At 64.4% G+C, this 24,115-nt stretch carries 23 protein-coding genes; 18 read left to right on the forward strand and 5 right to left on the reverse strand.

The genetic code is table 11. The annotated features are described in order from the left end of the window. Positions 1-124: 124 nt before the first annotated feature. Positions 125-712 (forward strand): nicotinate-nucleotide adenylyltransferase, encoded by a 588-nt coding sequence (locus C7I87_RS29405; protein WP_149907561.1) that lies wholly within the window; start codon positions 125-127, stop codon positions 710-712. A 95-nt stretch (positions 713-807) separates the two neighbouring features. Next, positions 808-2,103, forward strand: a complete 1,296-nt coding sequence (locus C7I87_RS29410; RefSeq protein WP_149907519.1) for an MFS transporter — start codon at positions 808-810, stop codon at positions 2,101-2,103. Here C7I87_RS29410 and C7I87_RS29415 read toward each other — a convergent pair whose 3' ends face one another. After that, on the reverse strand, positions 2,104-2,955 hold the full coding sequence (locus C7I87_RS29415) for a mechanosensitive ion channel family protein (protein ID WP_149907520.1): 852 nt from the start codon (positions 2,953-2,955) through the stop codon (positions 2,104-2,106). 242 nt (positions 2,956-3,197) lie between these two features. Here C7I87_RS29415 and rsfS point away from each other — a divergent pair, with 242 nt between their 5' ends. The 10 genes from rsfS to C7I87_RS29465 all read left to right on the forward strand — a co-directional run bounded on the left by rsfS (position 3,198) and on the right by C7I87_RS29465 (position 12,727). Beyond that, positions 3,198-3,575: a ribosome silencing factor gene (gene rsfS / locus C7I87_RS29420; RefSeq protein WP_015315198.1), complete on the forward strand. Its 378-nt coding sequence runs from the start codon at positions 3,198-3,200 to the stop codon at positions 3,573-3,575. 81 nt (positions 3,576-3,656) lie between these two features. Next, positions 3,657-4,139 carry a 23S rRNA (pseudouridine(1915)-N(3))-methyltransferase RlmH gene (gene rlmH / locus C7I87_RS29425; protein WP_149907521.1) on the forward strand — a complete coding sequence of 161 codons (483 nt, stop codon included), beginning with the start codon at positions 3,657-3,659 and terminating at the stop codon, positions 4,137-4,139. A gap of 157 nt (positions 4,140-4,296) precedes the next feature. Further along, entirely contained in the window at positions 4,297-5,646 is a 1,350-nt protein-coding gene (locus C7I87_RS29430; protein WP_149907522.1) for a murein hydrolase activator EnvC family protein, read from the forward strand. Between the two features lies 1 nt (position 5,647). Then, positions 5,648-6,979, forward strand: a complete 1,332-nt coding sequence (locus C7I87_RS29435) for a S41 family peptidase (RefSeq protein ID WP_188394049.1) — start codon at positions 5,648-5,650, stop codon at positions 6,977-6,979. 187 nt (positions 6,980-7,166) lie between these two features. Then, complete coding sequence (locus C7I87_RS29440; protein ID WP_149907523.1) at positions 7,167-8,348, forward strand: divergent polysaccharide deacetylase family protein; 1,182 nt, start codon at positions 7,167-7,169, stop codon at positions 8,346-8,348. Between the two features lie 30 nt (positions 8,349-8,378). After that, positions 8,379-8,900 (forward strand): RNA pyrophosphohydrolase, encoded by a 522-nt coding sequence (locus tag C7I87_RS29445; RefSeq protein ID WP_149907524.1) that lies wholly within the window; start codon positions 8,379-8,381, stop codon positions 8,898-8,900. Positions 8,901-8,972: 72 nt separating this feature from the next. Next, positions 8,973-10,106 carry an alanine racemase gene (gene alr, locus C7I87_RS29450; protein ID WP_149907525.1) on the forward strand — a complete coding sequence of 378 codons (1,134 nt, stop codon included), beginning with the start codon at positions 8,973-8,975 and terminating at the stop codon, positions 10,104-10,106. A 273-nt stretch (positions 10,107-10,379) separates the two neighbouring features. Then, on the forward strand, positions 10,380-10,796 hold the full coding sequence (gene rnk, locus C7I87_RS29455; protein WP_149907526.1) for a nucleoside diphosphate kinase regulator: 417 nt from the start codon (positions 10,380-10,382) through the stop codon (positions 10,794-10,796). Positions 10,797-10,810: 14 nt separating this feature from the next. Next, on the forward strand, positions 10,811-11,356 hold the full coding sequence (locus C7I87_RS29460) for a GreA/GreB family elongation factor (RefSeq protein WP_149907527.1): 546 nt from the start codon (positions 10,811-10,813) through the stop codon (positions 11,354-11,356). 114 nt (positions 11,357-11,470) lie between these two features. Continuing rightward, a complete protein-coding gene (locus C7I87_RS29465; protein ID WP_149907528.1) occupies positions 11,471-12,727 on the forward strand; it encodes a D-amino acid dehydrogenase in 1,257 nt (418 codons plus the stop codon). Positions 12,728-12,814: 87 nt separating this feature from the next. Here the strand turns inward: C7I87_RS29465 and C7I87_RS29470 are convergent, their stop codons facing one another. The 3 genes from C7I87_RS29470 to C7I87_RS29480 all read right to left on the reverse strand — a co-directional run bounded on the left by C7I87_RS29470 (position 12,815) and on the right by C7I87_RS29480 (position 16,436). Then, positions 12,815-14,965 carry a phospholipase D-like domain-containing protein gene (locus tag C7I87_RS29470; RefSeq protein WP_149907529.1) on the reverse strand — a complete coding sequence of 717 codons (2,151 nt, stop codon included), beginning with the start codon at positions 14,963-14,965 and terminating at the stop codon, positions 12,815-12,817. After that, entirely contained in the window at positions 14,962-15,405 is a 444-nt protein-coding gene (locus tag C7I87_RS29475) for a phospholipase A2 family protein (protein ID WP_149907530.1), read from the reverse strand. Before C7I87_RS29475 ends, C7I87_RS29470 begins: the two co-directional genes overlap by 4 nt. A gap of 149 nt (positions 15,406-15,554) precedes the next feature. Continuing rightward, a complete protein-coding gene (locus C7I87_RS29480; protein ID WP_149907531.1) occupies positions 15,555-16,436 on the reverse strand; it encodes a LysR family transcriptional regulator in 882 nt (293 codons plus the stop codon). A gap of 225 nt (positions 16,437-16,661) precedes the next feature. On the opposite strand from C7I87_RS29480, the gene C7I87_RS29485 reads away from it, so the two are divergent. Both C7I87_RS29485 and C7I87_RS29490 read left to right on the forward strand, forming a co-directional pair. Continuing rightward, positions 16,662-18,158, forward strand: coding sequence for a CoA-acylating methylmalonate-semialdehyde dehydrogenase (locus tag C7I87_RS29485; RefSeq protein WP_149907532.1), 1,497 nt, complete (start codon positions 16,662-16,664; stop codon positions 18,156-18,158). A gap of 332 nt (positions 18,159-18,490) precedes the next feature. Continuing rightward, a complete protein-coding gene (locus C7I87_RS29490; protein ID WP_149907533.1) occupies positions 18,491-18,796 on the forward strand; it encodes a hypothetical protein in 306 nt (101 codons plus the stop codon). A gap of 17 nt (positions 18,797-18,813) precedes the next feature. On the opposite strand, the gene C7I87_RS29495 is transcribed toward C7I87_RS29490, so the two are convergent. Continuing rightward, a complete protein-coding gene (locus C7I87_RS29495; RefSeq protein WP_188394050.1) occupies positions 18,814-19,506 on the reverse strand; it encodes a GntR family transcriptional regulator in 693 nt (230 codons plus the stop codon). Between the two features lie 69 nt (positions 19,507-19,575). Between C7I87_RS29495 and C7I87_RS29500 the strand changes: the two genes are divergently transcribed. From C7I87_RS29500 to C7I87_RS29515, 4 genes are all read left to right on the forward strand, one after another. After that, entirely contained in the window at positions 19,576-20,469 is an 894-nt protein-coding gene (locus C7I87_RS29500) for a dihydrodipicolinate synthase family protein (protein WP_149907535.1), read from the forward strand. A 48-nt stretch (positions 20,470-20,517) separates the two neighbouring features. After that, on the forward strand, positions 20,518-21,849 hold the full coding sequence (locus C7I87_RS29505; RefSeq protein WP_188394051.1) for an NAD(P)/FAD-dependent oxidoreductase: 1,332 nt from the start codon (positions 20,518-20,520) through the stop codon (positions 21,847-21,849). Positions 21,850-21,863: 14 nt separating this feature from the next. Next, entirely contained in the window at positions 21,864-22,865 is a 1,002-nt protein-coding gene (locus C7I87_RS29510; RefSeq protein WP_149907536.1) for a 4-hydroxyproline epimerase, read from the forward strand. Between the two features lie 334 nt (positions 22,866-23,199). Then, on the forward strand, positions 23,200-24,102 hold the full coding sequence (locus C7I87_RS29515; RefSeq protein ID WP_149907537.1) for a branched-chain amino acid ABC transporter permease: 903 nt from the start codon (positions 23,200-23,202) through the stop codon (positions 24,100-24,102). Positions 24,103-24,115: the final 13 nt, after the last annotated feature.

Genomic DNA, 24,115 nt, shown 5'->3' on the forward strand with positions numbered 1-24,115 from the left:
AACTCCCAAAACGTCATATGCGATTCCCCTGCCCTCAAGGGGGAGATGCCCGGCGGGGCAGAGAGGGGCGCCTAGCACCATGCTTTCGTCCCCTCAGCCCACGGCCCTCGCCAGCTACCTCAAGATGCCGCATGCCGAGAAGGGGCTGGCCGTCGGCCTGTTCGGCGGTTCGTTCAACCCACCGCATGCCGGCCACGCCCTGGTTGCCGAAATCGCTTTGCGGCGCCTGGCGCTCGACCAGCTGTGGTGGATGGTAACCCCGGGCAATCCGCTGAAGAATACCAGGGAATTGGCGCCGCTGGTCGAGCGGCTGCAGCTGTCGGAGCGGATCGCCAAGAACCCGAAGATCAAGGTCACCGCCTTCGAGGCGGCACACAATGTGCGCTACACCGCCGACACGCTGGCTCTGGTCAAGGCGCGCAATCCCGGCGTCGACTTCGTCTGGATCATGGGCGCCGACTCCTTGCGTGATTTCCATCGCTGGCAGCGCTGGCGCGAGATCGTCATGACCTTCCCGATCGCGGTCATCGACCGTCCGGGCGCGACGCTGTCGTTTCTGTCATCGGTTGTCGCCAAGACTTTCGATTACGCCCGCATCGACGAAGGGGATGCGCCGAGGCTTGCACGGATGAGAGCGCCGGCCTGGACTTTCATCCACGGCCCGCGTTCCTCGCTGTCGTCGAGCGCGATCCGCGAGATGGCGAAGGGATAAGGCCTCTCCGCAGCGGGAAGAGCCAGCGTTTCGGCCGCCCGACATGTCGTTTTTACAGCGGTGTTTTCCCAGCCAATCAGCGATGCTGGCCGGACATGGCAATTCAAACCAAGACCCAATTTGCAGTCGATCCTGAACAGGGCAGTGCCCCCACGCCGCTGATCGCGATTGCCAGCGTCATCGTGTCGATGGCGCTGATTGCCATCGGCAACGGGCTGATGTTCGCCTACATACCCGTCCGGCTCGGTGCGGAGGGGTTCGATCCGACCTGGGCCGGGCTGATCGTCACCGGCCTGTCGGCCGGCGGTCTTGCCGGCTGCATCCTGACCGGGCCGCTGGTGCGCAGGGTCGGCCACGCACGCGCCTTCATGGTGCTATCGGCGCTGATCGCGCTCTCCAATGCCGCCATCGGCGCCGGGCCGCACCCGCTGCTGTGGATCGGAGCGCGCGCGCTTTACGGCTTTGCCATATGCGGCCTGTTCATCGTCGCCCAGAGCTGGCTGAACGATGCCGTGGCCAACGCCATACGCGGCCGGGTGATGGCCTTCTTTTATGTCGCCTATGTCGCCGGGCTCGGCGTCGGCTACGCGACGCTGGCGCTGATCGATATCAAGACAGCGGATGCACCACTGATCGGCATCGTCTTCACCGCCTTGTCGATCCTTCCTGTCGGCTTGACACGTCTGGCGCAGCCACCGGCGCCGCAAGCGGCCTCGGTGGCACTGCGCCGGGCCTGGCGAATTTCGCCCGTCGGCGTCGCCGGCATGCTGGCGGTCGGCGGCCTGTCGATGTCGATTTCCGGTTTCGCGCCGATCCATGCCACGGCCAAGGGCTACAGCCAGGCCGATGTGGCGCTGCTGCTTTCGGTGATGCCGCTCGGCACGCTGATCCTGCAGCTTCCGTTGGGCTGGATCTCCGACCGGACCGATCGCCGCTACGTGCTGATCGGGGCATCCGCGCTGGCCGCGGCGGCAGGCATGTTGGCGCTCGGTTTCGATGGTGGCGCGCTGCCGGCGCTGCTGGTGATCTATGTGTTGTGGGACGGTGCTTCGGAATCGATCTACTCGCTGTCCAGCGCGCATGCCGCCGACCGCGCCGGCAAGGATGACATGGTGGCGCTATCCAGCTCGCTGCTGTTTGCCTGGTCGCTGGCGGGCTTCATCGTGCCCGGGATCGTGACGGCGCTCTCCGCCGCCTTCGGCACGCAGGCTTTCATCTATGTGGCTGTTGTCATTGCCTGCGCCTTCTGTCTGTTCGCGCTGTTGCGCGTGTTCATGAGGCAGTCCGTGCCGCCCACTGAAACTGGCAGCTTTGCACCGATGACGGCGCAGGCGCCGCTGCCGGTGGAACTCGCCTATGCGCCGGACGATGTCCGTCACAGGGACGACTGATTATTGTTTGCGGGCCTCGGGCGGTGGCGCTTCCGGGGGTGGCAGCGGGATGGAGATGCCCTCGCTGTCGAAGGCCTGCTTGGCGCGCTTGGACATGTCGATCTGGGTTGCGAAATAGTCCGCCGCCGCGGTCCAGTAGCGCAAGGTGAGCGACACGGTCGTATCCCCGAGTGCGGCCACGAAGGCGATCGGCGCCGGTTCGCGGCGGATGCGTTTCTCGGCGCCGGCAATGGCAAGCAACGTCTTCTGCGCGCCGTCTATGTCGTTCCAGGAGCCGATGCTGAGCGTGATGTCGGTGCGGCGCACGCCGTTGCGAGTGAAATTGCGTACCGGCTGGTTCCACAGCGTCGAATTGGGCGCCAGTATGTAGACGCCGTCAGCGGTCCTGAGCTTGGTGGCGAAAAGGCCGATTTCCTCGATCGAACCGGCAATGGCGCCGACCTCGACGGATTCGCCGATGCGGAATGGCCGCAGCGCGAGCAGCATGATGCCGGCGGCGATGTTCTGCAGCGTGCCTTGCAGGGCAAGGCCGATGGCCAGGCCGATGGCACCGATCGCCGCGATGATCGATGCGGTCTGCACGCCGAACTGGCCGAGCACCATGATGACCACGAGGATCAGGATGGCGTAGCGCACGATCTTAGAAAAGAAATGCCGCAGCGTCGCGTCGAAACCGTGGATATGGCCGAGGCCAGCCGAGATCGAGCGCTCGGCGAGGTTGGCAACGATATAGCCGACCACCAAGAGTATGACGGCGCCGATGGCGGAGAAGGAATAGGAGACGACCAGCGTACTCAGCTCCGCGAGGCCGGCCTGGACGGTGAGAAGGGTGTTTTGGGGGTCGATCGGCATGGCGGGATTCCGGTTGGTCGGTCAGCCGATAACCGCTGCAGGGCGCCTGGGTTCCGATGTTTTTGCGTCTCGCGTGGAACAATATGCCAGTCGGCGAGTTCGCGTGAGTTGGGGCTCCGTCTTGAAACTGCAACGGAACTCTGCCTATCTAAGTGGTGTCACCTGCTTTCAGGGGTGATTTGGTTGTTCTTGCTGCGAAAGGAAATACACTGAGAACAGCACTGCGGAAGAAGGCCGATATCGTGCCTTCGCCGGCCAGGATCAGCGTAGACGACGCCGTGTCCCGTGCCATCAAGACAGTCCTTGCCAGTCTGGAAGACTCCAAGGCCGAAAATATTGTCTCAATCGACATTCAGGGGAAATCGAGCCTCGGCGACTACATGGTCGTCGCGTCGGGTCGATCGCACCGTCATGTCGCGGCTGTCGCCGATCATCTCCTCAAGGCGCTCAAGGATGCCGGCCTCGGCACGGCGCGCGTCGAGGGACTGTCAGGCGCCGACTGGGTCCTGATCGATTCTGGCGATATCATCGTCCATGTCTTCCGCCCCGAAGTCCGCGAATTCTACAATCTCGAAAAGATGTGGCAGGCGCCGGACCTCGAGGAAGAGACCCTCCACTAAGCCGATATTGTTTCGATGCATGTCGTGCCCAGAACCGGTTCCCGCTTGGGTGACATGCATTAGCGGCTTATAGAGGCGAGGATGAAGATTTCAGTTCATGCCGTGGGCCGAATGAAAGCCGGCCCCGAGCGGGAGTTGGCCGACCGCTATTTCGAGCGCTTCGCCAAGAGCGGGCCTGCGGTGGGGCTCGAATTCGCCGGGATCACCGAGATCGCCGAGGGCCGCGCGCAGAACGCCGCCGAGCGCCAGCGCGACGAAGGCTTGCGCCTGCAGGCGCAGCTGCAGCCAGGCACGGCCCTCATTCTGCTCGATGAGCGAGGCAAAAGCCTTACCTCCCAGGATTTCGCCGGTCGTATCGGACAGCTGCGCGATGCTGGACGCAAGGCGCTGGTGCTCGCCATAGGTGGCGCCGACGGCCACGATCCGCCACTGCGTGACCAGGCCGAACTGGTGATGTCGTTCGGGGCGCTCACCTGGCCGCATCAGCTGGTGCGCGTGATGCTGGGCGAACAACTCTACAGGGTGGCGACGATCCTGTCGGGCCATCCCTATCACAGATCCTGAATGCCGCCGGGTCGCACCGAATTTAGCCCCAATGCCGCGTAAAATTCACCGTGGGGCTGCTTTTGCTTTGCAAGGCGTTATTGCGAACCCCTTTGGGCGACAGGCGATAACATGGTTGATGATTCGTTAACGAAGCCGCGGATAGAATCGATCGCGAATGTCTGAAGGCTGGAAATCGACGACGGGCTCATCGACGGGGGGCTCCTGGCGCGCGCGCTGCGGCATCGCGGCGGCGGTGGTGCTCCTGTCGCTCCATGCGGTGCGGGCCGAAAACACACTCGACAGGGCGCCCGATCCGGACCAGAGCCGTGCCGAATACGAGCAGGTTTCCAAGGAAATAACGCTATCGTCTGAGCGGCTGGCGAAGCTCGCCGCCGATATCGCTGCGGTCAAAAAGGACCACGCCTCGATCACTGCAGCACTGATCCAGTCGGCGATGACCGAGCAGAAGCTCGGCCAGGACATCGAGGATATCGGCGCCAAGCTGGAAGGGCTGAAGGGCCAGCAACAGAAGATCCGCGCCTCGCTGGCGGCGCGGCGCGACGTGCTGGCCGAAGTGCTGGGAGCTCTGCAGCGCATGGGGCTCAATCCGCCGCCGGCGATCCTGGTCAAGCCGGAGGACGCGCTGTCGTCGGTGCGCAGCGCCATCCTGCTCGGCGCTGTGGTGCCGGAACTGCGCCAGCAGACCGACAGCCTGTTGGCCGACCTCAAGGAACAAACCCGGGTGACGGCCTCGATCGAGGCCGAACGGGCGCGGCTGACGGCGGCGGTCGGCGACCAGACGGCGGAAAAGAAGCGGCTTGGCATGCTGCTGGAAGCCAAACAGAAGCTCGAAGCCGACACGCGGGCCCAGATGGCGGCCGAGCAGCAGCGTTCCGAGCAATTGGCGGCCAAGGCCAGCAGCCTGAAGGATCTGATCGCCTCGCTCGAAGCGCAGGCCGACAAGACCCGCAAGGCGGCCGACGCCGCCAAGGCAGCCGATGCGGCAAAGGCCGGCGGCACCGAGCCCGGTGGCGACCAGACGGCGTCGCTGCCGGTGCCCGAAGGCAACAGGTTGACCGCGGCGGCGCCTTTCTCGGCGCTGCAAGGACAGATCGCCCTGCCGGTCACCGGCCGCATCAAACTCCGGTTTGGCGCCGACGACGGTAACGGCGCCTTGATGCTTGGGGACATGGTTGCGACACAATCGGGAGCCATCGTTACCGCGCCGGCGGATGGGAATGTGCTTTATGCGGGGCCTTTTCGCTCCTATGGTCAGCTCTTGATCCTCAATGCCGGCGACGGTTATCATGTCGTCTTGGCTGGGATGAGCAGAATCAGCGTCGCGACTGGCCAGTCAGTGCTCGCAGGAGAGCCGGTCGGCGCGATGGGAGAAGCCCGGGTGGCAAGCACCTCGGTTTCGAAGAATGGAAATGCCACGCCGGAGCTCTATGTCGAGTTCCGCAAGGATGGAAAACCCGTCGATCCGGCCCCATGGTGGGCGGACCGTTTTTCTGGAAGGACGTGAAATGATGCGGAAACTGTCGCTTCTGTTTGCCGGTGCGCTGATGGGCGCGTCCGCCATGAGCCTTGTCTATGGCGCACCCGGCTCGGCGGCGAATGCTGCAGGGTCGGAGACCTACAAGCAACTGGCGATCTTCGGCGACATCTTCGAGCGGGTGCGGGCGCAGTATGTGACCCCGCCCGACGACAAGTCGCTGGTCGAGAACGCCATCAACGGCATGTTGTCCTCGCTCGACCCGCATTCCTCCTACATGAACGCCGAGCAGGCGCAGGACATGCGCGTGCAGACCAAGGGCGAGTTCGGCGGCCTCGGCATCGAGGTCACCATGGAGAACGACTTGGTCAAGGTGATCACGCCGATCGACGACACGCCGGCCGCCAAGGCGGGCGTGCTGGCTGGCGACTATATCGCCAAGATCGACGGCGAGGAGGTTCGCGGCCTGACGCTCAACGACGCGGTCGACAAGATGCGTGGCCTGGTCAATACCCCGATCAAGCTGACCATCCTGCGCCAGGGCGCCGACAAGCCGATCGAGCTGACGGTCGTGCGCGACATCATCAAGGTCAAGGCGGTCAAGTTCCGGGTCGAAAACGACATCGGTTACATGAAGATCACTTCCTTCACCGAAAAGACCTATGACGACCTCGAGAATGCCATCGACACCATCAAGAAGCAGGTGCCGGACGACAAGCTCAAGGGCTATGTGCTCGACCTGCGCCTGAACCCGGGCGGCCTGCTCGACCAGGCGGTGAGCGTGTCGGATGCCTTCCTCAAGCGCGGCGAGATCGTCTCGACGCGCGGCCGCGATCCGAAGGACGTCACCCGCTTCGACGCCAAGCCCAAGCAGACCGACGACATCAACGGCAAGCCGATGATCGTGCTCGTCAATGGCGGCTCGGCCAGCGCTTCGGAAATCGTCGCCGGCGCGCTGCAGGATCTGCGCCGCGTCACGGTGGTCGGCACGCAGTCCTTCGGCAAGGGCTCGGTGCAGACCATCATTCCGCTCGGCGAGAATGGCGCGCTCAGGCTGACGACGGCGCTCTATTACACGCCGTCGGGCAAATCGATCCAGGGCAAGGGCATCACGCCCGATATCAAGGTCGACCAGCCGCTGCCGCCGGAACTGCAGGGCAGGGACCTGACCCGCGGCGAATCCGATCTCAAGGGCCATATCAAGGGCGCCGACGAGAGCAAGACCGGTTCCGGCTCGGCCGCCTATGTGCCGCCGGATCCGAAGGACGACCTGCAGCTCATCTATGCCGAGCAGCTGCTGCGCGGCCAGAAGACCGATCCGTCCTTCCCGCCCAATCCGGAAAAGGCCGTGCTCAACCAGTAAGGCCGGCAACCGGTCTGGCCGGTTGAACGAAGCAATGCGATGCTGCCGGGACCGAAAGGTTCCGGCAGTTTGATTCGGGGGGCAGGACCAGGCCTTCAGATACGGCGCCAAGGGGCGCCAGGATTGATGAATTCGTGCATGTCTTCCCGAAGCAGGTCGCCTTCGGACCGTGCACCGGGGACAGGGCTTGGCTGATATCGGCAAGGACATCGAACGCCCGCTTGGACAGACTGTCCGGGCGCCGCGTGCCGCCGGCAAGATCAGCGTAGGCATGGTCGCGGCGAGCGCGGTCGTGCTGGCCGTGGTCGGCGTCTCAGCCGCGATCGCGCTCAGGGAGAAGCCGTTTCGAAAACCGCAGGAAATAGCCGTTTCGACGCCGAAAGTGACTGCGACGGCCGAGCCCGCCGCGTCGCCTCCCTCACTGGCCCCGGCAGCAACGCCAAAGGTGGAGACGCCGGCGAAGTCGGGCGGTCCGCAGATCATTCACGTCCAGACGGAAGAAGGCGATGGCCCTCCCAAGGCGGCAATCGTCATTCGCGATCCGTCGACGGTCGGCCAGAACCTCAAGATCGCGCATATTCCCGACAGGGCGCTGATCGAAACCAGTGAGACCGGGCCCTTGCCGATGCGCTCCGCCGATGGCAGGCGGCCGTTCGACGTCTATGCGCGGCCATGGTCCGGCACGCGCGGCGCACGTGTGGCGATCGTCATCGGCGGGCTCGCGGTTTCACAGACCGGCACCCAGGCGGCCATCGCCAAGCTGCCGGCGGAAGTGACGCTGGCTTTCGCGCCACAGGGCAACAGCATCGGCCGCTGGATGCAGGCCGCGAGGCAGAGCGGTCATGAGATCGTCATGCAGGTGCCGCTCGAGCCGTTCGACTATCCCAACGTCAACCCCGGCCGCAACACGCTGACGGTGGCGGCGACCCCTGAAGAGAATCTCAGGAATCTGCACTGGGCGCTGTCGCGGACGACGAACTATACAGGCGTCATGAATTATATGGGTGCACGTTTTTCCTCCGACGCGGCGGCGATGCAGCCGTTCATGGCCGAGCTTGGCAAAAGGGGCCTCGCCTATATCGACGACGGTTCGTCGGCGCGCAGTCTGGCGCCAGACATGGCTCTGAAGGACGGCGTGCCCTTCGTCGCCGGCGACACGGCTATCGATGCGGTGCAGGATCGCGGTGCCATCCTGAAGAAGCTCGACGGTCTCGAAGCGACCGCGCGTGCCAAGGGTACCGCCGTCGGCATCGGCTCGGCTTTCGACCTGACGGTCGACGCGGTGTCGTCATGGGTGGCCGAGGCCAAGAAGCGCGGCATCGAGATCGTGCCGATTTCAGCAGTGGCTGTTGATCCGCAAAAAGGATAGCCATCGGAAAACGGCTGGGAAGATTGACTGATGGCAAAGACTGGCAAGGTCGACCGCGAAACGCTGCCCTATCGCCCCTGTGTCGGGTTGATGATCCTCAATGGCGAGGGGCTTGTCTGGGTCGGGCATCGCATCGCCGAACCCGACAGCGAGTTCGCCGGCACGACGCAGCTCTGGCAGATGCCGCAAGGCGGCATCGACATGGGCGAGGAGCCACTGCGGGCGGCGGAGCGGGAGCTGTATGAGGAGACCGGCATGCGCAGCGTCTCGCTGCTGGCCGAAGCGCCGGACTGGATCAACTACGATCTGCCGGATCATCTCGTCGGCATAGCCTTCAAGGGCCGGTATCGCGGCCAGACGCAGAAATGGTTCGCGTTCCGCTTCCATGGCGATGCCAGCGAGATCCAGATCAACCCGCCGCCCGGCGGTCACACCGCCGAATTCGACAAATGGTCGTGGCGGCGGATGCAGGACCTTCCCGACCTCATCGTGCCGTTCAAGCGCAAGGTCTATGAAGATGTGGTGGCGGCGTTCAGCTATCTGGCGGGGTAGTCGCTCGCCTCTGGTCGAGATTGCCGCGCCGGTGCGGTGGTCGTATTGAAGGTCGATGCAACGAGGGTCGCCATGAACGACACCGTCAACCGGGCTGCTGCAAAAACCGTCACCAGCGAGGCGGCAGCCGGAGCGATCCTGACCATCGATCTCGGAGCGATCCGCGAAAACTACCGGCGGCTGAAGGCAAGGCTGGGCGGCGTGCGCTGCGCCGGCGTTGTCAAGGCCGATGGCTACGGTCTCGGCGCGAGCCAGGTGGCATCGGCGCTGGCGAGAGAAGGCTGCGACGTCTTTTTCGTCGCGCTGCTGGCCGAAGGCATCGCGCTCCGCAAGGCGATCGGAGCCGGACCTGAGATCTACGTGCTGAACGGACTGCCGCCGGACTCCGAGCCGGAAGCGGTCGCGTCCAATCTCTGCGCGGTCGTCAACAGTGGCGCGCAGTTGAAAGCCTGGCGCGCGGCGGCACATCGCGTTGGCCGAAAACTTCCGGCCGCTATCCAAGTCGATAGCGGCATGTCGCGGCTTGGCATGGCGCCAGCCGAAGTCGAGGCGATGGCCGGTGATGCCGCCGCGTTCGACGGTATCGACGTCAGATATGTGATGAGCCACCTGGCCTGCGCCGACGAGCCGCACCATCCCGCCAATGAGCAGCAGCGGCTGGCCTTTGAGCGGTTGCGCGCCATGCTGCCCGGGGCGCCCGCCTCGCTCGCCAATTCCTCCGGCATCTTTCTCGGGCCGCCATACCATTATGATCTCGCTCGCCCGGGCGCCGCGGTCTACGGCATCAATCCGACGCCTGCTGAGCCCAACCCGATGCTGCCCGTGGTGCGGCTGCAGGCCAAGGTGGCGCAGACGCGTCGCGTCGAAAAAGGCGCCGGCATCGGCTATGGCCATACCTATCACGCGGAAGACCCGATGAGCCTGGCGACGATCTCCTTCGGCTATGCGGATGGCTGGCTGCGCCGGTCCGCCTCGGCCGCCTGGTTCGAGGGGGTGCGCCTGCCCTTCCTCGGACGCGTGTCGATGGATTCGATCATTCTCGACATTTCCGCCCTGCCGCCCGGCAAACTTCGCGAAGGGGATCTCGTCGAACTGCTCGGTTCTTCGCAAGGCGTCGACGACGCCGCCGGCCATGCGGGCACCATCGGCTACGAAATCCTGGCCAGTCTCGGCACGCGCTTCCACCGGCACTATCTCTGCAGTTGAGCGGTTTGGCCGCGCTTGACAAGCGGACGCCTGTCGGCAAGGTTCGGCGCATGAGCAACCTCGCTTATATCAGAACCTTGTTCAGGGTCTGCCCGATCGCGGGATCGTAGCCCCGGCGCGGCCGCCTTTCGGCGTTCGTCCGTACCGGGGCATCCATACATCCACCCATCGCCATCAAGCCGCACCGCTCTCCGCGGCTGTCGGCTTTCATCAGGCCGCCGTTAATCCGGCGGCAAGCGCATTCGTTCGATGCGCCTATCCATGAGGTTTGCCATGCAACATGCAACGGGACTGCGTCCATCAGCCCAGATTCTAATCAGCGACACCGACCATGACAGGTTGACCGGTCTGGCCAGGACCGTGCTCGACCGCGCGCCCGAGACGGCCGAAGACCTGCTCGCGGAATTGGACCGGGCGGTGATTGCTGAAGCGGCGGCAATTCCGGCCGGCGTGGTGCGAATGGGGTCGACAATCACGGTTCGCGGTGAAGGCGGTGACGTCAAGCGCATCACGCTGGTCTATCCAGGCGACGCCGACATTGCCGAAAACCGGATCTCGGTACTGACGCCGATGGGAACGGCGCTTGTCGGCGTCAGCATCGGGCAGGTGGTGTGCTGGAGCGGCCGCGGCGGCCACAAACTGTCGGTGACCGTGGAGGCCGTCGACATGCCCGCCGACGGCGAGCACTGATCGTGGAGGCGGTGATGAAAAACGGGAGCTGCCGGCTGACGACGAAGGATTTCGCCGTCCTGGAAGTGATGCTCGAGCGCCGACGGGCCTTCGCGGATCCGATGGTCCGGATGATCGAAGAGAAGCTTTCCAATGCCGGCGTCGTGCCCATCGAGTCGGTCGAACCCGATATCGTGACGCTGAACAGCCGGGTGGTGTTTTGCGTCGATGCCGGTGCGGCTGAGACGCGCACCCTCGTGCAGAACGAAGTGCGCGGACCGGTCGGCTCCAGCCTGTCGGTGGCAACCAGGCGCGGCCTGTGCATGCTCGGCATGGCGCAAGGCCAGACGGCCTCGCTCGAGCATCCCGACGGCAGGCGCGAATCGATCCGGATCAAGGCGGTGCTCTATCAGCCGGAGGCCGCGCGGCGGGCAGCCGAGGAAAGAGCGGCCGCTGGTGGACGGCGGCCGCACGGGCTGACCCTCGTCTACAGCGCCGACACTTCTATCCAGCCTCTTGGCGAGACGGCAGGAATGCGGCAGACAGAGAGAGACGACGACCCCGGTCCGTCGGCGGCGTGAAGAGCCACGGCGCACGGTTGCGAAGATCAGAATCGATTTTCGCCGGCGATCGTGTGCAAATCGCAGGTGCAGCCGTGTCCATCGGCATGAAGGACATGGCGTAAGGAGTGAATGATGAAGATCATGGTGCTGGGCGGCGGCGTCATCGGGGTGACCACGGCCTATTATCTCGCCGAGGCCGGCCATGAGGTGACGGTGGTCGATCGCCAGAAAGGCCCGGCGCTGGAAACCAGTTTCGCCAATGCCGGCGAGATCTCACCCGGCTATGCCTCGCCCTGGGCCGGACCCGGCATTCCGCTCAAGGCGATCAAATGGTTGTTGATGAAGCATGGCCCGCTGGTGGTGCGCCCGGCCTTCGACCCGCATATGTGGACCTGGCTGGTCAAGATGCTGCGCAACTGCACCGCCGAGCGCTATGCCGTCAACAAATCACGCATGGTGCCGCTGGCCGAATACAGCCGCGATACGCTCAAGGCACTGCGCGAAGCGACTGGCATCAGCTATGATGAGCGGACCCAGGGCACGCTGCAGCTGTTCCGCACGCAAAAGCAGCTCGACGGCACATCAGGCGATGTCGAGGTGTTGAAGAAGTATGGCGTTCCCTACGAGATACTTGACCAGGACGGTTGTATCGGGGCGGAGCCGGCTTTGGCCGGCGTGCGCGAGAAGTTCGTCGGCGGGCTGAGGCTGCCGCATGACGAGACCGGCGACTGCAAGATGTTCACCGACAAACTGGCCGAGCTCTGCGTGGCGCGCGGTGTGAAGTTCGAATACGACATGACCATCTGGCGCGTCATCCGCAGCCGCAACCGCATCGCCAATCTCAGCACAAGCAAGGGTTTCAAGGTCGCCGATGCCTATGTGATGGCGCTGGGCAGCTACTCGGCGGGCTTCATGCGCCGGATGAAGCGGTCTATCCCCGTCTATCCGGTCAAGGGCTATTCGATCACGGTGCCGATCAAGGATGCCGCCCTGGCGCCGGTGTCGACGGTGATGGACGAGACCTACAAGGTCGCGATCACCCGGCTCGGCGACCGCATCCGCGTCGGCGGCACGGCCGAGATTTCCGGCTTCGACCTCAGGCTGCACGAATCGCGGCGCCGCACCCTGGAACACTCGATCGGCGATCTCTTTCCGGGCGCCGGCGCCATGCGCGAGGCGACCTTCTGGTGCGGGCTGCGGCCGATGACGCCGGATGGACCGCCGCTCATCGGCCGCACCGAACTTTCCAACCTCTTTCTCAACACCGGCCATGGCACGCTCGGCTGGACCATGGCCTGCGGCTCGGCCAAGGTGCTGTCCGACATCATCTCGAACCGGGTGCCGGATATCGATGTCCGCGCGCTGGCGCAGGAGCGCTATTTGAAATAGCCGCCCGCGCGTCTGGCCGACGCGCTTTGTTCTTTGCTTCGATACATGTCGCTGCCCAAAACCGGGCTCGCTTTTGGGCGACATGCATCAGAACGCCTGCCTGACCCACGCCTCGTCGAACAGCAGCCGGTAGGCCCACGGGATCGTCACATCAGTGGAAACCGGGTTCGAGTGGGCGAGGTAGTCGTCATAGACGGGCTTCATCCTGGCGTAGAAGGCGGGGTCGAGCACCACCATACCGTTCTCCGAATCGTGGAAGAAGCTGCGGTTGTTGAGGTTGACCGATGAAATGGCGACCAGCCTTTCGTCAATCATCATGATCTTGGAATGCAGCACCACGTCAGGCGCCTTGAATTCGCGGATGTCTATGCGGTCGCCATATTTCTCGACGAACAGCTTGTTGAGCGCGGTGAGGAACCTGCCGCCGATATCGCCCTTGAGGTCGATGCGGCCGACGATGTCGATCTTGACGCCACGGGCCAGCGCCCGATCGAAGGCCCGGGCGAGACTGGGGGTCAGATTGAGGTAAGGGTTGACGATCTGGATATGGTGCTGGGCGGCGTCGACGAGCTCGACGAAATAGGCCTCCAGCGCATGGTCATCCTCATAGGGCACCGAAATGAAATGCCGGGCATTGCCACGGGGATGGCCGCCGGCGCGGACCGGAACGGAGAAGGGCCGCGCCAGGTTGGTGTCGGCGTCGCGCAGCCATATCGTCGACAGATGCGCGGCGAGCGCCTCGACCGCCGCCCGGTCGGCGAACTCGATGTCGAAGTCGCTCCAGTTCGAATAATAGTTCAGCGAAAAGCCGTCGGTCTTGCCGTATTGCTCGAGGTCCGGGTAGCGCGACAGATCGATCGGCTGGTGGAAAAGGAAACCGTCATGGATGTTGCGGCCACCGATGATGACGCGCGAGCGCGCGGGGTCCTGCGCCAGCGTCGCCAGCATCTTGACATGATGGACCTTGTGCAGTTGTGAAAGCTGCTCGTCGATCGGCGCGCCATGGTCCGCCCGCCAGCGGTATTCCTGCAGCTCGACATTGGGGAACTCGGCCGCCAGCCGGTGCAGCATGGCGTCGTCCTTGTCGCGCTCCAGCACGTCGGTGACCATGATACGCACCTTGGTGCCAAGCGCTGCATGGTGACGGATCAGCCGTTCGATGATGCGCCCGGAAAAGTCCGCCTTGAATTCGAGCGATGACAGATAGATCAGCTTCAGCCTTGGCGCCTTCGAGAAATCGAGCGGCAATTCCGGATCGCCCTTGTCTATTGCCGCATCGGGCAGCGGCGCGCCCATCAGCGCCTCGACCTTGGCGTTGAAGCCGTCGCGCGACTTGCGCAGCAGCCTGGGCTCGCCGATCGGCATGGCGCAGGTCTGCGACAGCCAGCGGCTGGCATAGAAGGCGCGCTGGAGTGCGTCGAGGCCGGCGGCGGGCACCGGGCAGCGCTGGTAGCGGCTGTCCAAGCTGGCAAGCGCCGGGTCGGCGGTCTCTTCGCGCCGGATGGTGAGCGGCGCGCCGGTGGGCGCAAGGCTGGAGCGGATCCTTGCCGTGCACCGGTTCAGGCTGTCGCCGGGGAACAGGCTGACTGTGTCGTCCTCGCCGGACAGGCGAAAGCGGAATGCCGCGCCAGCGGCAATGGTGCGTGAGGTTCCGGCGGCGCGGATCGCCAATGCGCCGTCGCAACTGCCCTCGATATCGGCCGGCTGCCTGCCTGCCTGCCGCACGACGATCTCGGTGCTGCGTGCCTGCAAGCCGGAGAAATCGAAAATCTTGGGTGCCGAGAGCCGCGCCGCCGCATCGACGTAGAGCGTCTGTCGCGACACCCGCCAGCGGCCGTCGAAATGGCCGTCGCCGCCGCTGCTGCCGGCGGGCTGCACACGCGCACTGGCGACCGGTCCGGCCAGTTGCAGTAGCGTCGAATATGTCGCCTGGAAGTCGCGGTTCTGGACATCGCGGCGGTTGCGACCGAACGGGCCGGTGCCGTTGGCACGGTCCATGGCGCCGAGCTGGTTGTTGGCGAGCAGCGCCAGGAACCGTCTTTCGTAGTCGCTGTCGCCGGCATTGCCGAAGAACTGCGCCGCCGCGACCCGCGGCCCGGGCGTGACCGCCGACAGGGAGGGCCGCGCGCAAGCCTCCTGTCCCGCCAGGAGGTCGCAGGCATCGCGGCCCGCACCGGCACAACCGGCAAGGGCGACAAGCCCGAACAGGGCGAGGATGATGGCCGTGCGGCTATTCACCCGGCGGCTCCGACCTTCACGGCACTCAGCTGCGCCGGATCGCGCGGCGGCATGAAACCTTGCGGAAAAACCTTGCAGATAGGAATAGCGAAGGTGGCGATCAGCAGTTCCGCCTCGCTGCGCATCTTGCGGGGCGCCGTCTTGTCGTCGCGGATTGCCGTCGCCGAGGCGACAAGGGCGCCGTCGCAGTCGCAATGGTTGCGGCGGGCGATGTAGCAGGCGTCATGGGTTCGGCAAACGGCGTCGAGGCGGTCGACCGGCCGGGCCGACAGATCGCCGGTGCGGGTGCCGGGACCGCAGTAATTGCCGATGACGAAAGGCGAGGCGCGCGCCATGGCGTAGCGGATCGGTTTGGGCAATTCGGCTTCCGGCACTTTTGTCCATGGGTTGGCGCATGCGGAGACGAACAGCAGGGTCAGGATGGCAAGAACGGCTCGCATGTCTATCCGCGCCAGCTTTCTGAAAGATTTCCCCACCCGGCGCGCCCACTCCATGGCCGGCGACCGGTGATGCCACACTGGCTGGTTTTGTGGCAAGGAAAAGGCTGCGTGTTGGGGGGCCTCGCCGTGTTTTTGCCGTGACGGCGCTTCTACAGGAAGAGGCCCCGCTCCCGCTCAACCGCTTTGGTAATGAAGCTGGCGACGATCTGGACGCGACGCAGCGGCCTGACCGATTCGTGATAGACCAGCCAATAGGCGCGACGGATTGGCGCGACCATATCGACGGCCACCAATTCCGGCATGGAGCGGGCGACGAAGGTGTGCAGGATGCCGATGCCGGCGCCCGAGCGTACGGCTTCGGCCTGGCCGAGCGCCGAGGAGATGGCGAAGCTGGTGCGCCAGTCCGCGCTGAATTCCGCGGCGTAGTCGAGTGAAGGACTGACTATGAGGTCCGGCACATAGCCGATGAGGGTGTGCTGGCCGAGTTCGGCGGCGGTTTTGGGCAGGCCATTGGCTTCGGCGTAGGCGCACGACGCGAACAGGCCGAGCGAATAGTCGACCAGCTTTCCCGCCACCAGCCGGCCTTCGGTCGGCCGCTCGACGGTGATCGCGATATCGGCTTCGCGCCGGGATAGGGAGAAGGAGCGCGGCACCGGCACGAGCTGGATGGTGAGTTCGCGGTGAAGGGCGGTGAGTTCGCCCAGGCGCTTTGCCAGGAAGGCAACGCCGAAGCCATCGGGTGCGCCGATGCGCACGGTTCCGGACACGTCATCTCCTTCGCCTGATATGGTCGAGCGGGCGGCGATCATGTCGCCCTCCATGCGCTCGGCGATGTCGAGGAAGCGCTCCCCGGCCGGCGTCAGCTCGCTGCCGGTGGTCAGCCGGCGGAAGAGTTTCGTCCTCAGGGCTTCCTCGAGGGCCGCGATGCGGCGCGAGACGGTGGCATGGTTGAGCTCCAGCCGCCGCGCGGCGCCAAGGATCTGGCCGGCGCGCGCCACTGCGAGGAAGATGCGGACGTCATCCCAGTTCATGGGGAGGCTCCGGATGACATTCGTCAACGCCGCGTTATGTGGCGCGCGAGTGAACTCAACTTAACAATTCCAGCGAGAGGTGAGCATACCCTATCATTTGCGGCAATTGATGCACAGACCTCGGTCGTTATCTATTTTTCGCACAACGGTTGCGTTCTCCCTCGCGTTGCCTTCGCCGCCGCAAAGGCGGACAATGCCGCCATCACAAACAAAGGGAGAGAAATCATGATCGACTACGGTCATTTCATCGGCGGCAAGCGTGTCGCCGGCACCAGCGGCCGCAAGCAGGACGTCATGCAGCCGATGGACGGCACCGTGCGGGGCACGGTGGCGCTGGCCTCGCAGGCGGAACTGCGCGCGGCGGTCGAGAACGCCAAGGCGGCGCAGCCGAAGTGGGCGGCCACCAACCCGCAGCGCCGCGTGCGCGTGCTGATGAAGTTTCTCGAACTGGTCGCCCGCGACTATGATGAACTGGCCGAAATCCTGGCGCGCGAACATGGCAAGACCATCGCCGACGCCAAGGGCGACATCCAGCGCGGCCTCGAAGTGGTCGAAGTCTGCATCGGCGCCCCGCATATGATGAAGGGCGAGTTCACCGATGGTGCCGGCCCCGGCATCGACGCCTATTCGATGCGCCAGCCGCTTGGCGTCGTCGCCGGCATCACGCCGTTCAACTTCCCGGCGATGATCCCGCTGTGGAAGATTGCCCCGGCGCTGGCCTGCGGCAACGCCTTCATTCTGAAGCCTTCCGAGCGCGATCCGGGCGTGCCGATGCGCATCGCCGAACTGTTCCTGGAGGCCGGTCTGCCGGCCGGCATCCTCAACGTCGTCAATGGCGACAAGGAGGCGGTCGACGCTATCCTCGACGATCCGGACATCAAGGCCGTCGGCTTTGTCGGCTCGACGCCGATCGCCCAGTACATCTATGCGCGCGGCTGTGCGGCCGGCAAGCGTGTGCAGTGCTTCGGCGGCGCCAAGAACCACATGATCATCATGCCCGACGCCGACATGGACCAGACCGTCGACGCGCTGATCGGCGCCGGCTACGGCTCGGCCGGTGAACGCTGCATGGCGATCTCGGTGGCGGTCCCCGTCGGCAACGACACCGCCAACCGGCTGATGGAGAAGCTCGTTCCTCGCGTCGAGAGCCTGAAGGTCGGTCCGTCGACGGACTCGGCTGCCGATTTCGGCCCGCTGGTCACCGCCCAGGCGCTGGAGCGCGTCAAGGGCTACGTCGACACCGGCGTCAAGGAAGGCGCCAAGCTGGTCGTCGACGGCCGCGGCTTCAGGATGCAGGGTTATGAGGACGGCTACTATATGGGCGGCTGCCTGTTCGACAATGTCACGCCCGACATGCGCATCTACAAGGAAGAGATTTTTGGGCCGGTGCTGTCCGTGGTGCGGGCGCCGACCTATGAGAATGCCCTCAAGCTCGCCAACGACCATGAGATGGGCAATGGCGTTGCCATCTTCACCCGCGACGGCGACGCGGCGCGCGACTTCGCTAGCCGTGTCCAGGTCGGCATGGTCGGCATCAATGTGCCGATCCCGGTGCCGATCGCCTACTACACCTTCGGCGGCTGGAAGGCATCTTCCTTCGGCGACCTCAACCAGCACGGCCCGGACGCGTTCCGCTTCTACACCAAGACCAAGACGGTGACCTCGCGCTGGCCGTCCGGCATCAAGGACGGTGCCGAGTTCGTCATTCCGACGATGAACTAACCGGACGCTTTCTCTCGTCTGCGCGTCCTCGCCTTCGGCTGCGGGCGCGCTGGCCGGCATCAAGGATAGTGCCGAGTTCGTCATCCCGACGATGAACTAGCCGGACCCTTTTTGTCCGGTCGTCCTCGCCGCAAGGCGGATGAGAAGATCGAGTGAACCTGAGGCCTAAGTCCCCGGACTTGGGCCTTTTGTTTTGCAAACGCTAATGTGATGGAACCGGCGGGGCTCGCGGGACTTAGGGCTGCAATCCTGCCGTGGAGGAGGCGCGGCAGACAACCAGGGCGCCGACGGCGGCCGGTGGCATTGCATCGTCCGGCGCAAGGAGGTGTCAGATGACACGACGTCTTATTGCGACCATGTTCGTTGCGGCGATAGCGATGGGCTCGGGCGCTGCTCAGGCAAATGCGGCCGGGCAATGCGCGGCACGCGCCGATATCGTGAAAGCGCTCGGCGAGAACTTCCACGAAAGCGAAGCCGGGCGTGGCTTGATCAATCCCAATGTGGTCCTCGAAGTGTTCGTTTCCGACCAAGGCAGCTGGACGGTTCTGGCTTCCGACACGAAGGGCCAGAGTTGCATCCTGTCGGTCGGCGAAGGCTGGGACAGCTCAACGATCAAGGCGGCCTTGCCGGGCGCCTGAACTATTTGCCTTTGCAGTCAGCGCGTCGCGGCCACCTCGGCATGGCCGCGCAGCAGCGCCATCAGTTTCTTGGCGTCCTTGGCGGCGCCTTCCTCGTCGCCGTCCAGGATGGAGCGGATCAGCGCAACGTGATGCTCAGCAGATTCCGCCAGTCCGGTGTCGGCCTTGTAGCGGAACCAGAAGCGGCGGCTGTGGGTCTGCAGGGGGGCGGCCAGCCGGGCGGCGAACGGGTTGTCGGCGGCCAGCGCCAGCGCCTCATCGAGCGCCTTGTCGGCCTGGATGAAGGCGAGCACATTGCCTGATATCACTGCTTTCTGCATGGCGAGCGCCGCCTCGTGAAACAGATCGGCGGCCTCGCGGGTGACGAAGCGGGCGGCCGAACGGGCGAGCACCACCTCGACGCCGCGCCGGGCATCGAGCACGCGCAGCCAGTCGCCCGGATGCAGTGGCGCGATCGCAATGCCGGCACGCGGCCGGACATCGAGCAGTCCCTCCCAGGCCAGCCGCTGGATCGCCTCGCGCACCGGCGTGCGGCCGAGCGCCAGCCGCTCGATCAAGGAACCCTCGGTGACAAAACTCGCCGGGGCCAGTTCGAGCGTCACGATCATATGTTCGAGGACACGGTAGGCCTTGGTCGCGGCAGGCTCGGATACGGTGCTTGCTTCTATGGATATCAAAGGCGGCCTCCTGATATATTTAGGATATATCATAATGGATTCCGTATTGACAGCGGCTTTCCCTGCAGATATACGTCTGATATATCAGATGGAGAAATAGCCATGTGGACCGGAGTTTTCCCCGCCGTCACGACCAAATTCACCGCCGACGACCGGCTCGATCATGCCGAGATGGAGCGTTGCTTCAGCCTGCAGATGGAAGCCGGCTGCGACGGCATCATCGTCTGCGGCTCGCTCGGCGAGGGGCCGATGCTGTCGCCTGACGAGAAGATCGAGGTGCTGAAGACCGCGCAGAAGGTCGCAGGCAAGAAGCCGGTCCTGCTGACGGTCAACGAGGCCGGCACCCGCGAAGCCGCCGGCATCGCCAAGCGCGCCGCCAAGGAAGGCGCCAACGGCCTAATGGTGGTGCCGAGCCCGATCTACCACACCAACGCGGAAGAGACGGTGGCGGCGCTGCGGGCCGTCGCCGAGGCCGGCGACCTGCCGGTCATGATCTACTCCAACCGGCTCGCCTACCGCGTCGACGTCACCGTCGACCAGATGGAAGAGCTTGCATCGGACAAGCGGTTCGTCGCCATCAAGGAATCCTCCGACGACATCCGCCGCTCGACCGAGATCATCAACCGCCTGGGCAGCCGCTACGACCTGTTCACCGGCGTCGACAATCTCGCCTTCGAGGCGCTGTCGGTGGGTGCCATCGGCTGGGTGGCCGGCCTGGTCACCGCCTTCCCGCGCGAGACCGTCGCCATCTACCAGCTGATGAAGCATGGTCGTCGCGAAGAGGCGCTCGCCATCTACCGCTGGTTCCGGCCGCTGCTCGATCTCGATGTCTCGACCTATCTGGTGCAGAACATCAAGCTTGCCGAAGTGTTCGCCATCAACACCAATGACCGGGTCCGCATGCCGCGCATGCCGCTGTCGGGAGAACGCCGCAAGGCGGTCGAGAAGATCGTCAAGGATGCGCTGGCGGTGCGGCCGACGCTGCCGCAGTTCTGAGGAAAGTTCTCTTCTCCCCGTTCGCGGGGAGAAGATGGCGGCAGCCAGATGAGGGGCAGCGCCCAGGTGACAGGAAATTCCAAGTCGACAGAAGCGGGCCGCCGCCCCGCCCTTCGGGCACCTTCTCCCCGTGAACGGGGAGAAGGGACAGACATCGCCATCATCGGCGGCGGCATCATCGGCATCTGCGTGGCGGCCTTCCTTGCCGAGGCTGGGCTTGACGTCACGGTCTTCGACCGCACCGGCATCTGCGAGGAGACGAGCTCCGGCAACGCCGCCGCCTTTGCCTTTTCCGACGTGCTGCCGCTGGCACACAAGGGCATGATCGGGCAGCTGCCGAAATGGCTCGCCGATCCACTCGGCCCGCTCAGCATCCCGCCCGCCTACCTGCCGAAGCTGCTGCCCTGGCTGATCCGGTTCTGGCGCGCCGGCGCGCCAGCGAAATACGAGGCGAGCCTGACGGCGCAGGCCGGCATGATGAAGCTCGCCGAGGCCGAATGGATGGACCTGCTCGATCGTTCCGGCACGCGGTCGATGCTGCGCGCGGACGGCTCGCTGGAGCTCTACGAAAGCGAGGCGGAATTCCGCGCCTCGCTGTCCGGCTGGGCGGCGCGCGAGCGCTTCGGCATCGGCTTTCGCCATGTCGAGGGCGAGAACCTTGCGGACTTGCAGCCGGGGCTGTCGCCGCGTTTCGTCAAGGGCACCTTCGTGCCTGGATGGAAGACCGTTGCCGATCCAAAACTGCTCGGCAAGGCAGTATGGGCTTACGCGCAGTCCAAGGGCGCCCGCTTCGAGATGGCCCGCATTGACCGGGTCACGGCGGATCAGGAAGGCGCTGTGCTGACGCTGGCCGATGGTTCGACAAGACAAGCCAGGTACATCGTCATTGCCGCGGGCGCCTGGTCGCACCTCCTGGCGCGGCAGCTTGGCGATCGCATTCCGCTGGAGACCGAACGCGGCTACAACACGACGCTGCCGGCGAGCGCCTTCGACGTGAGGCGGCAGCTGATCTTTTCCGGCCATGGCTTCGTCATCACCCCGCTCGAAACAGGCCTGCGCGTCGGCGGTGCAGTGGAACTCGGCGGCATCGAGCGGCCGCCCAATTTCAACAGGTCGAAAGCGCTCTTGCAGAAGGCGCGGAAATTCCTCCCGGGGCTCGATCCCTCGGGCGGGCGCGAATGGATGGGGTTCCGGCCCTCGCTGCCGGATTCGGTGCCCGTCATCGGCAAGGCGACCCGAAGCCGGTCGGTGATCTACGCCTTCGGTCATGGCCATCTCGGCCTGACCCAGGCTGCGGCAACCGGGCGGTTGATCAGGGAATTCGTTCTGGGGCAGACTTCGTCCGTTGATCTGGCCCCCTTCAGCCCACAACGGTTTTGATCTCGAGGAGCGACATGGCCAAGAAATCCTTCTTCTGCATCGACGGCCACACCTGCGGCAATCCGGTGCGGCTGGTCGCCGGCGGCGGGCCGCTGCTGCAGGGCTCGACGATGATGGAACGGCGCGCGCATTTCCTCGCCGAATATGACTGGATCCGCACCGGCCTGATGTTCGAGCCGCGCGGCCATGACGTGATGTCCGGCTCGATCCTCTACCCGCCGACACGCGAGGATTGCGACATCGCCATCCTGTTCATCGAGACGTCCGGTTGCCTGCCCATGTGCGGCCACGGCACCATCGGTACGGTGACGATGGCCATCGAGCACGGTTTGATCAAGCCGAAGACGCCGGGCGTGCTGCGGCTCGACACGCCGGCCGGCCTGGTCATCGCCGAATACAAGCAGGTCGGCGAGTATGTCGAGGAGGTGCGCATCACCAATGTGCCGTCCTTCCTTTATGCCGAAGGCCTGACGGTCGACTGCCCCGGTCTCGGCGAGATCACCGTCGATGTTGCCTATGGCGGCAATTTCTACGCCATTGTCGAACCGCAGGCGAACTATCGCGACATGGCCGATCATTCCGCCGGCGACCTCATCGCCTGGAGCCCGGTGGCGCGGCAGCGGCTCAATGAGAAGTATTCCTTCGTGCATCCGGAGAATCCCGGGATCACAGGGCTGTCGCACATGCTGTGGACCGGCAAGCCGACGGTCGAGGGCGCGGATGCGCGCAACGCCGTCTTCTACGGAGACAAGGCGATAGACCGCTCGCCCTGCGGCACCGGCACCTCGGCACGCATGGCGCAGCTTCACGCCAAGGGCAAGCTCAAGGCCGGCGATGCCTTCGTCCATGAATCGATCATCGGGTCGCTGTTCAAGGGCAAGGTCGAAAGGGAGGTCGCCGTGGCTGGCAAGCCGGCAATCATCCCGTCGATCGGCGGCTGGGCACGCATGACCGGACTGAACACGATCTTCATCGACGACCGCGATCCGTTCGCGCATGGTTTTGTGGTCAAGTAGGAGAATCCTGACCTTGCGGAAAGGAGTGTGACGAAAAAGCGAACCGTGTCAGGAACGCAACGATTCTTCTCATCACCTAATTTTGACGGTGATTTCTTCGAAACGGAGCGCATTATGCGGTTCAATCGTCAAAGACATTGCGTTATGCCAATGGTAGGGTCCGCGATAGTCCAGGGGTTGGGTACGAAAAGGGGCGATCGGGAAGACGTGAGTTGGAAACACGCGCAGCGATCAGAAAAATCACGTTGCAATCCGGCCTCGAAACTTTACGACTAGGGGAAATACGAAAAGGAATGCGTCTGCATGGGCGACATTCCAGGGGAGCCATGTACACATGCAGTACTTTGTCCAGCAGCTTATCAACGGGCTGACGCTGGGATCGATCTATGGGCTGATCGCGATCGGCTACACGATGGTCTACGGCATCATCGGCATGATCAATTTCGCCCATGGCGACATCTTCATGGTGGGCGCCTTCACGGCGCTGATCGTCTTCCTCATCCTCGGCGCGCTGTTTTATTCGGTGCCCGTGGTCATCGCGCTGCTGGTCATGATGATCGTGGCGATGCTGCTCACCAGCCTTTACAACTGGACGATCGAGAAGGTGGCCTACCGGCCGCTGCGCGGTTCGTTCCGGCTGGCGCCGCTGATCACCGCCATCGGCATGTCGATCGCGCTGTCGAACTTCGTCCAGGTGACGCAGGGCCCGCGCAACAAGCCGATCCCGCCGATGGTCAGCCAGGTCTACAACATCAACGGCGTCAGCGTGTCGCTGAAGCAGATCATCATCGTCATCGTCACTGCTTTGCTGCTGGCGCTGTTCTGGTACCTGGTCAACAAGACCTCGCTTGGTCGGGCGCAACGCGCCTGCGAGCAGGACCGCAAGATGGCCGCACTGCTTGGCATCGACGTCGATCGCACCATCTCGATCACCTTCATCATGGGTGCGGCCCTTGCCGCCGTCGCCGGCACGCTGTTCCTGATGTATTACGGCGTCATCGCCTTCTCGGACGGCTTCGTGCCGGGCGTGAAAGCCTTCACGGCCGCGGTGCTTGGCGGCATCGGCTCGCTTCCGGGCGCCGTGCTCGGCGGGCTCCTGATCGGCTTCATCGAGAGCATGTGGTCGGCCTATTTCTCGATCGACTACAAGGACGTCGCGGCGTTCTCGATCCTGGCCATCGTGCTGATCTTCCTGCCTTCCGGCATATTGGGCCGGCCAGAAGTCGAAAAGGTGTGAGATCATGGCCGTG

The organism is Mesorhizobium sp. SARCC-RB16n (genome assembly GCF_008520305.1).
GTDB lineage: Bacteria > Pseudomonadota > Alphaproteobacteria > Rhizobiales > Rhizobiaceae > Mesorhizobium.